General features: G+C 56.3%; 11 protein-coding genes and 1 pseudogene. 4 read left to right on the forward strand and 8 right to left on the reverse strand.

Features of this window, described 5'->3' with window-relative positions; genetic code table 11:
- Complete coding sequence (locus G520_RS0119270) at positions 1 to 696, reverse strand: Crp/Fnr family transcriptional regulator (protein WP_028537082.1); 696 nt, start codon at positions 694 to 696, stop codon at positions 1 to 3.
- 139 nt (positions 697 to 835) lie between these two features.
- Here G520_RS0119270 and G520_RS23515 point away from each other — a divergent pair, with 139 nt between their 5' ends.
- Together G520_RS23515 and G520_RS0119280 are read left to right on the forward strand one after the other, a co-directional pair.
- Complete coding sequence (locus tag G520_RS23515; RefSeq protein WP_211222884.1) at positions 836 to 1,264, forward strand: DMT family transporter; 429 nt, start codon at positions 836 to 838, stop codon at positions 1,262 to 1,264.
- Positions 1,261 to 1,692, forward strand: coding sequence for a DMT family transporter (locus G520_RS0119280; RefSeq protein ID WP_028537083.1), 432 nt, complete (start codon positions 1,261 to 1,263; stop codon positions 1,690 to 1,692). Before G520_RS23515 ends, G520_RS0119280 begins: the two co-directional genes overlap by 4 nt.
- 45 nt (positions 1,693 to 1,737) lie before the next feature.
- On the opposite strand, the gene G520_RS0119285 is transcribed toward G520_RS0119280, so the two are convergent.
- Positions 1,738 to 2,211 (reverse strand): DUF4118 domain-containing protein, encoded by a 474-nt coding sequence (locus tag G520_RS0119285; RefSeq protein ID WP_028537084.1) that lies wholly within the window; start codon positions 2,209 to 2,211, stop codon positions 1,738 to 1,740.
- A 112-nt stretch (positions 2,212 to 2,323) separates the two neighbouring features.
- Between G520_RS0119285 and G520_RS0119290 the strand changes: the two genes are divergently transcribed.
- Positions 2,324 to 3,187, forward strand: coding sequence for an alpha/beta hydrolase (locus tag G520_RS0119290; RefSeq protein ID WP_036666605.1), 864 nt, complete (start codon positions 2,324 to 2,326; stop codon positions 3,185 to 3,187).
- 207 nt (positions 3,188 to 3,394) lie between these two features.
- On the opposite strand, the gene G520_RS23520 is transcribed toward G520_RS0119290, so the two are convergent.
- From G520_RS23520 to G520_RS0119310, 4 genes are all read right to left on the reverse strand, one after another.
- Entirely contained in the window at positions 3,395 to 4,135 is a 741-nt protein-coding gene (locus G520_RS23520) for a substrate-binding periplasmic protein (RefSeq protein ID WP_051229530.1), read from the reverse strand.
- A 968-nt stretch (positions 4,136 to 5,103) separates the two neighbouring features.
- Positions 5,104 to 6,978, reverse strand: a complete 1,875-nt coding sequence (locus tag G520_RS0119300) for a DUF3857 domain-containing protein (RefSeq protein WP_036666607.1) — start codon at positions 6,976 to 6,978, stop codon at positions 5,104 to 5,106.
- A gap of 697 nt (positions 6,979 to 7,675) precedes the next feature.
- Entirely contained in the window at positions 7,676 to 8,014 is a 339-nt protein-coding gene (locus G520_RS0119305; RefSeq protein WP_028537087.1) for a hypothetical protein, read from the reverse strand.
- A 279-nt stretch (positions 8,015 to 8,293) separates the two neighbouring features.
- Complete coding sequence (locus G520_RS0119310) at positions 8,294 to 9,247, reverse strand: virulence RhuM family protein/type II toxin-antitoxin system death-on-curing family toxin (RefSeq protein ID WP_248620858.1); 954 nt, start codon at positions 9,245 to 9,247, stop codon at positions 8,294 to 8,296.
- Between G520_RS0119310 and G520_RS25120 the strand changes: the two genes are divergently transcribed.
- On the forward strand, positions 9,246 to 9,425 hold the full coding sequence (locus tag G520_RS25120; protein WP_156877019.1) for a hypothetical protein: 180 nt from the start codon (positions 9,246 to 9,248) through the stop codon (positions 9,423 to 9,425). The two genes, G520_RS0119310 and G520_RS25120, sit on opposite strands and share 2 nt — an antisense overlap.
- Positions 9,426 to 9,511: 86 nt before the next feature.
- Here G520_RS25120 and tnpC read toward each other — a convergent pair.
- Both tnpC and G520_RS0119320 read right to left on the reverse strand, forming a co-directional pair.
- Positions 9,512 to 10,402 (reverse strand): annotated as a pseudogene (gene tnpC, locus G520_RS23525) (IS66 family transposase); the annotation flags it as partial.
- Positions 10,403 to 10,438: 36 nt separating this feature from the next.
- On the reverse strand, positions 10,439 to 11,109 hold a 671-nt coding region (locus tag G520_RS0119320; RefSeq protein WP_028537089.1), incomplete at its 5' end, for a DDE-type integrase/transposase/recombinase.

Here is an 11,109-nt window from a genome sequence, read left to right on the forward strand (position 1 = left end):
CTATTCGTCCAGCCCGCATGGCTGCTGAAAGATGCCGGCTGCCCGTTGTTTCAATGCAAATTCATTCAGGATCGTATAGCGCGTTTTCGTTTTGGCCAGAAAGCCTAGCGTACAAAACCCCTGCAGGGTGCGGTGGAGATGCCGGAAACTCGTGCCAAGAAAATCGGCGATCTGCGTCAGATTGCCAGTGAACTCCGCAGGCTTGCCGTTTTCACGGCTGGCGGTGCCGAGGATGTAGCTCGCCAGCCGGTGCTCGACCGGATGAAGCATGTTGAGCGCACTATTGCGATTCACCCGTCCCAGTTTTCGTCCCAGCGACAAGCACATCTGTCGCAGGAAAACCGGATTGTCGGCAAGGTGTTCGATGACGACTGTGCGTTTCAGCTGCAGGCAGGCGCATGCGGTGAGTGCCTCGACTCCGGTCACCGTACGGGGCTGGGCTTCGAACATCTCAAGATCGCCGAGCATCTGGAGCGGTTCGTAAAAGCACAACAATAGTTGTCGAGCATTTTCCATCGGCATGAAGACCTTGGCGCGTCCTTCCACCAGAAACGACAGCGAGTCGATCGCCTGGCCGACTTCACAGATGGGCTGGCCCTTCTCATAGCGCTGCAGCGTGAAATGTCCGAGCAAATTCGCTGGAATGAAGCGGTCGAGACGGTAGTGACGATAGAAATCGGCGACGTATGAGTTCATCGGACGAGGCTCGGCAACAGGAATAGTCAATTGTGACATCTGTCATAACCGGGGCCAAGCGAGGCGTGATAATTTCGGGCGCACAGAATCTCGGGGAGACGACCGTGCTCAGGCAATTGAAAGACGCGCAGGCGGGGTATTGCTGGCCATGATGATAGACAGCAATGGCGAGTTGGCGCACCGCACGACTGCAGTTTTCTCGTCCTGGGTCGCACATGGGGTCGGGGCGGCCGTGGCGTTCATCTGCGTGCGGCTATCGCGCCTCGCGGCGGGAGGAGGGCGCGTCAAGAACACAGGGCGCGCATCGAAACCGCCGCTGTGGTCATATCTGGGCGGCATCCCCGGGGCATTCACGGTGATCCTGGCCGGTCTTGCACTCAGCGGCCCGCTATCGCTGGCGGGGGCCATCGCCTTGATGATGGTTGGGCAAGTGATATTCAGTCTTGCCTGTGACCATTTTGGCTGGCTGCGGGTTCCTGTGCGGCGGCTGGGGTGTGCGGACCTGCTCGGGGTGGCATGCGTACTGGCGGGGAGCGGGCTGATCATTGCCGGGGGGGTGGGGCGATGAGGCTGTGTCTATTGCTGGCACTGCTCAATGGCATGCTGATCGCCCTCGGGCGGAGTATGAACGGACAGTTGAGCCTCAATACGGGACCGTTTCAAGCCTCGCTGTGGAACCATATGCTGGGCTTCGCGTTTCTCAGCCTGATCGTGGCCTTCGCCGCCTGGCCACCGATCCTTCAGGCCCCTGCCCATGTCGCGCCTTATCTGGGCGGGGTGTATGGCGCACTGTTCGTCGCCGTCAACAGCCATGTCTTTACCCGACTGGGGGCCATGCGTGCCGCTCTCCTGGTGATCAGTGGGCAGATGCTGTCAGCCGTGCTGATCGATTGCTACCATCGGCAGCAAGCGCCCGGCATCGTACGTTGCAGCGGTGTGGCGATCCTGCTGCTGGGCATGTGCATATCCAGTGCGGCAAGGTCTCGCGCACGTTGAGCGCTCGCGAGGGGCGTGCGGATATGTGTCCAGCCGCCGCGCCATCTATTCCGGACACCACGTGTCTTTGCTCCGGGACCCGTTTATGGCAGACCGGCGATCTTCGTCGGACTCGACGAGCAGCTGATACCTGGCGGCCGCGACACGTGCCAGCAGCTCTGCTTCGTATCGCGTACGGTGCAAGGATTCGAAAAGCATCGATATCAGTATCTGCCCAACGAAATAGCCTCCGAATCGATAGAGATCACTTGCCGTTACACCTGATAATGAAAAATAGGGAGGCAGAAAGGAGAAGGGGCCGAGAGGGAGGCTGATGAGTAGAATAACAAAGGAGGGTTTGAAGCCATAAAAGAAGGCAACTGCCGTGCAATTTATGGCAAAAAACAGCATTAATGCGTGCTCGCCTAAAACGGCTTGCATCATGTAGCGAGCCAGAAACGCCAGTAGCAGGCCCGCGAGCGCAACGAAGTAAGGTTTTGCGCCTACTTCGGCCCAACAGCTAGCGTTCTTGATTTTCATTATTATCTCAATATCGTCGTATGGCTATACGGCATATTCTTATTACCAGTTATCAGTCATAGCATTATACAAAATATCGAATATAATACCAGTCTTGACCAGCAGGAAAATCATGAGCCCTCCAGATAACAGCCATGCCGTGATTATGTTGCACGGCCTGTGCGGCACGCCGCTTGAAATGGGGCCGATTCCCAAGGTGCTTGTGCGGCAAGGTTACACGGTATCGCAGATTGAAATCCCCGGGTTTTCCGCGAGCCAGCTTGAAGCCGGCGTTTCTCCCAACTGGGAAAATTGGTGCGACTGCGTCGAGGAAGAAATCACCCGGCTGAAGAGGGGGCACGAAACCGTTTCGATCTGCGGCTTGAGCATGGGAGCGACCCTGGCGCTGGCGACGGCAATACGGCGCGACGATATCCTGGCCATCGTCGCCTTGTCCCCGGTGCTGCGCTACGATGGCTGGTCAGTACCATGGTACGTCCCGCTGCTCGATATTCCGTATGCCTTGGGCTTTCGGAGCTGGTCGTACAAGGAAAGCGAGCCCTACGGCCTGCGCAATATCGAGATGCGACGGCGAGTGGCGCGTTCGCTGGAAAAAGACGGCGTGGCCGAGGTCGGCGCCGCCGCGATTCCGGCCCGTCAGCTGGCGGCTGCGAAGCACATGATGGCGCATGTCCGTACCCATTTGCGCGACGTTCAAAGCCGGCTTGCCGTCATCCATGCCGTCGACGATGAAACCGCCGCACCCAGAAATGCGGAAATCATCATGCGCGGCGTGAGCAGCGAAGTGCGCAAAGTGATCTGGCTCGGCGACAGCTACCACATCATCACTTTCGACAACGAACGCGAAGTGGTGCTAAACGAGGCGGTCCGCTTCTTCAATCGCTCGACCAGTTCGTTCGAGAACGACATGCTGTTCCGCCAGAATGTAAAACGCGCACCGCTGCGCGATAGAGTCGGAACGACTGACATGGAATGACGGGCTGCCGTTCGCCTCTGCCTCGTGAGGCCAGGGCGAGGGTTCGCGTCCTCTCTCGATGTCGCCATCCACCAGCAGCGACACCTTCCTGTCTGTCGCTGTCATTGCCGCCGTCGTCGCGCAAACCCGGCGTGGCGTCCGTCAGGGTGATGCCTTTCTTCGGCCGGACTGTGGTTCGCATCCCCGATGGGCCTGCTGGATAGTCATTTATTGGTAGCGGCGAATAATCGCATCCAGGGTTCCCTCTGCTTCCATCTGCTTACCCGCTTTTTTCAATTTGGCGACCAATTCCGGACTGCAGTCTTTGGAACAGGCGACATACTGCAGGGTAAAGTCCCCGACGGGTGGGCCGACAACAAATCTCGACGCCTCGGCCAGGTTTTTCAACGCAAACTTTGCCTCGGCGGTCACGGCAAACCAGGCATCGACACGCCCATTGAGCAGCAAGGTTGGAATGATTCTCTGCCGCTCCAACGGAATGATTTGAAGCTGGGCCGGGGAGAAGCCCTCCCTTGCCAGGATATCGTATTGGGCGCTTCCTCCGGTAACGGCCACCTGTTTTATAAGGCTCTTTGCCGTTTCAAAACTATCGTAGCGTTGCTTGAGTGTTACGAAACTGCGCTCGTATTTGAAGACCGGGAATATCCATGTGTATTTGTCTTCTCGTTCCGGGGTTCTGGACAATGCCGTGATCAGAATATCCTTGCCGTTCATTGTTTCTTTCTGGGCGCGTCTCCATGGCGGAAATTGCAACTGTCCAGTCAAACCGGCTCTTTTCAACGCCTCCATGACGGCGTCCGTCATGATTCCACGGCCATCCGATGCGCGGCCTTGCGGCATCAAGTCAATGCCGTTTACGATGATTAAAGGCGGACCTGCCGCGGCGGCTGTCAAAGCAAGAGCAGCCATGAACAACGCCAAAGCGCAAGACTTCACATGTGTTTTCATAGTAGTGATCCGACGGGTTTATTGGATCGCTGACCTCTGTATATTCAAGGCCTGTTTACGTCCTGGTTTCAGCTTTCTGCCAAATTCCATCGATGCCAGGTCCGGAAAATTGAATACTTGCCCCCTTCTTTATAGCCATCGCGCGAGGGGATTGTCTGCTCCTGCGCCTCTGAACGGACTTTGCCTGGTACGCCGACCCGCTGTTCGGAGGACTGCCGCACCGGAAACCTGCCGTACAACCCAAGGTGTGGAGCATGGACGAAGCGAAACCGGGTACATCCCCGCGTACCCGGAAAAGCTGAACGCTTGAACATGGACGCCCACAGCCGTGCCGCTGGGCAAGGGCTTCATTTGAGTTAAATCACGTGGCCGCACTGCGTATGTGGGGGGGGCGTACCTGCGGGAAGCCCGGCGGAGTGAACGCGGGCTGTCGACGCCCTCTCGGAGTCGTCAGACATGCAGCGCGCACGACGTTTGATGGAAGCGGTAGTCGCCGTGGCTATGTCGGAGAGGGGGCTGGGCGAGGGATAGGGACTTTCCGGAAATTTGCACAGGTGGCCTTGGCGGAATGGTCGCGGACGCGCCGGGATGAAAAAACCCGCAGCGCCAATGGCGGTGCGGGTTTTGTGGAGCAAGCCGGACGGTGTCGGCGCTTATTCGGGGCGCATCTGCGGCGTACTGAAAGTTTTAGTAACTACTTGATATGTATAATTTTATTATTAAGTATTCTAGTGATGTACCCACATATGTACCCACAGCGGTGGGCCTGCGATTGTCAGGCTGCAGAATGATCCACAGTGTTGGCACCTGACACCATCCACTCTATTGCTATTAATGTAAGTAGCTGTGACGTAAGCAAAGGTAGGGGCGATCAGCGGACAAGCTCGATCTACTGTGCATGAAAAGCCACAGCAAACTGGCCTGTCCCGGCTGAGATGCCCCTGGCACCGAATCGCTAAGTCTTGGTATTACTCATAAAGAATCTGTGCCTTCAGGTCGCGCTGTACCGCCAGCCCCATGGCACGGAAGGCGGGATAGTCGGCCGGCTGCAGCAGCGCCGTCGGCCATTGCAGGTCAAGGGTGCGGGTGACGGTCACGCTGTTGCCGCTTTGTACATAGTCCGAGACATAATGCCCGAATGACGTATCCAGCTTTGCCGCCCGCGGAAGAGCCATGACATGCATAGAGGGTGGCAAATCGATACGGGTTACCTCTTGCAAGTGGCCGCCGAGGAAGAAACTCGGGAAGTAGCGGGTCGAATCCTGGACATATCGGAAACGTCCGTTGATCAAATTCAACAGACTCAGTGGGGCCGGAATGGGGAAGGCTCCGGGGCCTGGCAGCGTCGCAACATCACTTAAATCGAATTGCGAATGATGAACGTACGGATGAGTGAGATCGCGTGCATTACCCAGGCTGAGGGTACCGGTCCCCGTTTGCTTGTTAACGCCAAGCCATTGAGAAGCCTGCTCGGCCTCGGTGCCCGGGCGAATCTTTATTGCGCCGTCGCGGGCAATGAACTCATATGCACCGCTGGCCGTGACGGTCGTTTCTCCATGAGCATTGCCGGCCGTATCCAGCACAAGATGGGTTTCCCCGCGTGCCTGGTCAGTCGCCACGCTTGTCAGCGGGACTGACATCAACCGGGCTTTGCCGCTACCATCGTCCAGAACCAGCGCTGTCTTGCCAACCAAGTTGGGTGACAACGATCCGAAGGGCGCTATCGGCGAGGTTGAATCCACAAAAATCTTCTCGTCCGGCAGCCAGGTGATGGCGTGGTCAAACGATGTCGGTGTCGCTATACGGGGCACCCAATAGTGGTTATTGCCATTGATCAGTACCGGGCTGCTGCGGATGTTCCTGGCGGCCAGCAATGCCCCGAGCAAGGCCACATGGTCCTTGCAGTCGCCGTATTTCAGCTTGGCAATGTCCTCGGCACGGTGCGGCACCCAGCCGCCAAACCCGGCGTACACCGCCACGTAGCGAATATTCGTGGCGACCCAGCGGTACAGGGCCTCGGCCTGCACTCGCTTATCACTCATTCCCGCCGTGATGCGATCGGCCAGTTGCCGAATGGCTGGTGTCGGCTCCGACTTGTCGCGCGCGCGTGACATATAAGCATTGGCCAGGGACTGTACATTGGCAAAGGTGCTGAACTGTACACGAGGGCTGACATCACGGGGATCGATGGAATTTCTCTCGGGTGCATGCGGCTGCGCGCCCTTGAATTCCCAACGCCAGACTTTCTTGCCCGGCTGGTCGGATACCACGGTCCCGCCCGGTATATCGACGGCATCGAATGCCAGATTCATGCTGTCTGGCATGCGCACGGTAGTGCGTGACCAGCGAATATCGCGGGTAATATTTTCTGTTTCATCTCCGAAAAACTGCCCAGGGTAAGGTGCGATCTTCTGCCTAAGTCGAAAATGGATGGTCAGTGTGGCACCGGGTTCCAGTGCTGGAGCAATCACGACTTTTACGCGCCCATCGGTAAGCGTTGGCGCATCCTGGCCATATCCGCTTTGCTGGTCGACGATTCTGTCGGGCGTAACATCGATACGCTTGCCCCCTGGGGTGGTGGTATAGGCCTCCACGATTTGCAGATCTTGCATTGCTGCATCGTATGGGAGCAATAGATGGCTGAAGTCGTTGCTCCCCTGGGGTGTGTTGATACGCCTGACCTGAGTTTCTTCTTGCACGAAGGTGCCGTCGGATTGAACGTCGTAGCTTGTGTCATCGCTGAGCTGTGTAGAGGAGGGATGGTACACGACGGTGCTTGCATGTGCGGCCGCGGCCGATAAAACTAGCAGCGGTAGTAATAAGCGCTGGAACGGCAAATTCATATTCACACTGTTTCCTTTCAGGGATGCGACGAAGCGTCAGATACAGCTTCATGCGGTGCTTCCTTCATGGTGCTGTGAGCGGCGTCCCTGGCTCCATCCCTGGTCGACACACATAAGAAAGACGGCCCAAACGGGGGATTCCGCCTACAAGCCTTATCCTGCAAGGCTTTCAGCCCCCCAGCTAAGTGGGGGATGATCCCCCTGTTTCGGGGGGTGGGGCTGAATTCGTAATTAAAATAACGCCTTGAAGAGAAAGGTTCGTCCCCCGTTTCCACGAACTTGGCTCACCAAATGGGGGATGCCTTTTTGACCCCGGTCTTCAAATGGGGGATCGCTGTTATTGCCTTTTTTCATCGTTTTCTATCTCTATCTATTTGTTTTTTATAAAGAAAGAATAAATAAGAAGAGCCATATCGGTAAAAGCTGATTGTGGAAGTTTTGGGGCAAATGGGGGGACGGCTTTCCTTATAGAATAAGGCTTATAGCCCGATCACCCCTCAAATCCCCGGATTTTTTTCACCTACCCCCCTGAGTCAAAACGCCAAATCCATGACTTTTCAGGCTCAGTCTTCCATACAGGGATTGTCGTTGTCATAACTTATATCAATGGCAACTTACATTTTTGTACGTTTGATGCCTGAATACGACACAGCCCGCACGGGGCGGGCTGTCAGGGGGGACGAGGTATTGCGGCAGGTCAGAAGTAGATACCTACCTCGGTCAGTCGGGCCAGATTCAGCGCCAGAAGATGGGTGGCCCGCTCGCCGTTGATCTGGCGTTCGGTTTCTTCGCTGAACAGCAGGCCGTGGGCAACGATCGCGCGCTTGAGATGCAAGGCAGTGACGCTGCGGTAGTGTTGCCAATGGTCTTTGATACTCGGGCTTTCCTGTAGGTGCCGGATCAGCTCGGTATGCTTCAGGTACAGGCAGGGCTGGCCGTTCCATTCGTCAAACAGAAAGCGACCGTGGTACAGGCCACTACGAATCTCGGCGCAGCCAATACGCAGCACGGCCAGGGCGAAATCATCGGCGTGCATGAAGTAGCGGTGGGCGTTTTGTGTTCACTGCAAGCTTAGTGTGAGTCACGATTCATCTCCGGTGCGGCGTACAGGCCCAGCTTCAGAACGGTTGTGCTGACTAAAAAATGTAAACAGATAAGAAGGTGCTCTCTGGCTTAGGTTGTAGCGGATGGCTTGAGATTTTGTGTCAACAAAACGTGTCGTCATGGTTATTTTGTTTACACTTTTCACTCGCTTGCCGGACGCCTTAATATTTTCCTCTACTGCTATTTTCCAGTTTCGATTCCGCTCAGCCAATCACTGTGGTCTCGCCAACATGTTCTGAATCAAGCGGATGATGGTTTCCTTCTGGGCCGGAGCGGATTCAGCTACCAGTAGTGCCAGCGCAGCCAGTCCCATGTCATTGATGATGGGTTGCCCATTGCGTAAAAGCGCGCCGTTACGATGGAGAAAATCCACGAAAAGAAAAGCTCCGCTCCGCTTATTGCCATCCGATAAGGGGTGATTTTTGATGACGAAATACAGTAGATGTGCTGCTTTGTCTTCGAGGGTGGCATAAGCTGGCTGGCCGAACACAGTCTGGTCGAGGTTGCCCAAAATCGATGCCAAACCATCTTCTCGCTCTCGTCCAAACAGATCGCTGGCTTCGCCTCGTTTCATCAGGTCGGCCTTCAATGTTGCAATGGCCTGACGTGCTTCCCCTGGCGTCAGTAGTGTGCCCCCTGGCGTTCCATGGGGCTCAGTCAACAACCCCTCGTCGTAGCGTTGCAGCAACAGGAAGGTTTGCGTGTAGCGGCTGACGATCTCAATCAGGCCTCGGCCCATCTCGGAGGTTAGTTCGGAAGCTTGAGCCGTTTTCTGGACGAGCGCTAGCGCAGCCTCCAACTCGGTTGCATTTCGTTCTAGCCTGGCCTGATCGAGTGTCCAGCCTTGGGTCAGGTGCTCGCGCAGCACACCCGTAGCCCACTGCCGGAATTGTGTGCCACGCTTGGAGTTTACCCGGTAGCCGACGCTGATGATGGCATCTAGGTTGTAGAACTTCACCGGCTTGTCCGAACCAGCAATGTGCAAATTTTGCACATTGCTTTCTTCAATCAATTCCTCTTCCCTGAAAACATTTCTCAGGTGTTTGGTGATTACCGAACGCTCACGGCCAAACAGCTCGGCCATCTGCTCCTGCGTTAACCATAGAGTCTCACTCTCTACCCGCACAACAACCGGGTCGCCAGCCTTTGGCTGGTAAATCACCATGCTGCTCATTCTGATCACCTCACACCATCCAATTGGCTATGGCAACGTAACTGGGATCTGCGTGCAGGGCAAGATTGAAGGGCAAGCATCTAAGGTAAATTATGAATGCCCAACCGACCGCCGCAAACAATCGTGGCAGCAGGTTCAATACATTTTAACGGTGTTGCGTACAAATTAATGCAGTTCAGTACCGTAGAGCGATGGAATCGTCACTTGTTCGTAAGCGTCCAACCGAGACACCTGTCTGAAGCTGGCCAGATATGATCAACTACGAATCGGCAGCAACTCGTCGAGTTTGGAGTTGGGACAGGTAGGAAGTTTTTCGAGTGTTTCTTTGAGCCATGCGGCAGGGTCGAGTCCATTCAGGTTGGCGGTGCCCAGCAAGCTTTGAATCGCAGCGGCTCGTTTGCCCCCCCGCTCGCTACCAGCGAACAACCAATTCTTTTTCCCGATTGCGATTGGACGAATGGCGTTTTCGACCGGGTTATTGTCGATCGGCAGATCGCCTATTTCGGCATAACCGGCAAAGGCTGGCCAGCGTCGCAGCAGATAGTCGATCGCTTTGGCCAATCCGCTGCCTTTTGCCGCGTTGAGCTGTTGGCTTTGCAGCCAGTCGTGCAGCGACTGCAACTCCGGCTGGGCCTGCTCTGCCCGCAGGCGAGCGCGTACCTCTGTGGTACTGTCTCTCGCGGCGGCTTCGATGGCATACAGACGGCCGATACGTGCCAGCGCCTCTTCAGCCACCGGGTGTTTGCTCGCAGCCTGAAGTTCAAAGAACTTTCTGCGCGCGTGCGCGAAGCAGGCTTGCTCTGTGATGGGGCCTCCCATCATGGCTTTGTACGCGACATAGTCGTCGACCATGAGATGGCCGTGCCAATCATGCAGGAAGTCCCGGGCATGTTGCCCGCTACGGCTGGTCTGGTAATCGTACACCACGATGGGCGGTCCACCTGTCAGGTCATTACTGCGGTAGCTCCACAAATACGCCCGTTTGGTCTTGCCTTTGCCCGGATCCAGTTGCTGTACCGGCGTTTCATCTGCATGCAGGCTGCTTTGCTCGCGCAGCATTTCGGTCAAGCGGTCCGTCAATGGCTGCAGCGCTACACCGAGACGTCCAATCCACTCACTTAACGTACTGCGTGCCAGCGGAACTTGCGGCATTTTTCAAGGTAGTTGTCGCATAAACCTGTTTTAGGCTACTGCTGCCTGTGGTACTTCCAACCGCTCCGGATTCAGCGTCACATCGCCTATCGGCGTCCAGTTTCGCGTGGCGCCCGCCCAACGTTCCGGATGCCGCTCGCGCGCTTGCTGATACACGGCATGGCGCTTCGCTAGCAGCGTAATATCTTGTCCGTGATGCCGTTGCGCTGGCGTCACGAAACGAATCCGACTGTGCCGGTGTTCGGTGTTGTACCAGAGGATGAAGCTCCGCACCCAATTTCGGGCAGCATCCACATCGGCAAAGCCATCTCGCGGCCAGCGCGGGCAGTACTTCATCGTGCGAAACAACGATTCCGAGTACGGATTGTCGTTGCTCACCCGTGGTCGCCCCCGCGAGGGTGTTACGCCTAGCTCGTACATCTTGCTCAACAACGTCATCGACTTCATGGGCGCACCGTTATCCGAATGGAGCACCAGCGGCTGCCGTACGCACGCTTCGCGGATCACGCTGCGCTGTAACAGCACAGCGGCCATTTCGCCGCTTTCCTGCTCGTAGACTTCCCATCCCACCGCCTTGCGGCTGTAGATGTCTTCGATCAGGTACAGATAGTAATACTGGCCCCGTACCGGCGATGGCAGGTACGTGATGTCCCACGACCATACCTGACGCACACCTGTAGCCACATGCGTTGTCGGCTGTG

It is taken from the genome of Paludibacterium yongneupense DSM 18731 (assembly GCF_000422925.1).
Lineage (GTDB): Bacteria > Pseudomonadota > Gammaproteobacteria > Burkholderiales > Chromobacteriaceae > Paludibacterium > Paludibacterium yongneupense.

What these genes read in the sequence shown, in the direction of transcription:
- G520_RS23520 (WP_051229530.1), bottom strand. Translation starts at nt 4,135, where the DNA reads ATGAAAACACATGTGAAGTCTTGCGCTTTGGCGTTGTTCATGGCTGCT.
- G520_RS0119300 (WP_036666607.1), bottom strand. Translation starts at nt 6,978, where the DNA reads ATGAATTTGCCGTTCCAGCGCTTATTACTACCGCTGCTAGTTTTATCG.
- G520_RS25120 (WP_156877019.1), top strand. Translation starts at nt 9,246, where the DNA reads ATGCTGCTCATTCTGATCACCTCACACCATCCAATTGGCTATGGCAAC.
- G520_RS0119280 (WP_028537083.1), top strand. Translation starts at nt 1,261, where the DNA reads ATGAGGCTGTGTCTATTGCTGGCACTGCTCAATGGCATGCTGATCGCC.
- G520_RS0119290 (WP_036666605.1), top strand. Translation starts at nt 2,324, where the DNA reads ATGAGCCCTCCAGATAACAGCCATGCCGTGATTATGTTGCACGGCCTG.
- G520_RS0119305 (WP_028537087.1), bottom strand. Translation starts at nt 8,014, where the DNA reads ATGCACGCCGATGATTTCGCCCTGGCCGTGCTGCGTATTGGCTGCGCC.
- G520_RS0119310 (WP_248620858.1), bottom strand. Translation starts at nt 9,247, where the DNA reads ATGGTGATTTACCAGCCAAAGGCTGGCGACCCGGTTGTTGTGCGGGTA.
- G520_RS0119285 (WP_028537084.1), bottom strand. Translation starts at nt 2,211, where the DNA reads ATGAAAATCAAGAACGCTAGCTGTTGGGCCGAAGTAGGCGCAAAACCT.
- G520_RS0119270 (WP_028537082.1), bottom strand. Translation starts at nt 696, where the DNA reads ATGAACTCATACGTCGCCGATTTCTATCGTCACTACCGTCTCGACCGC.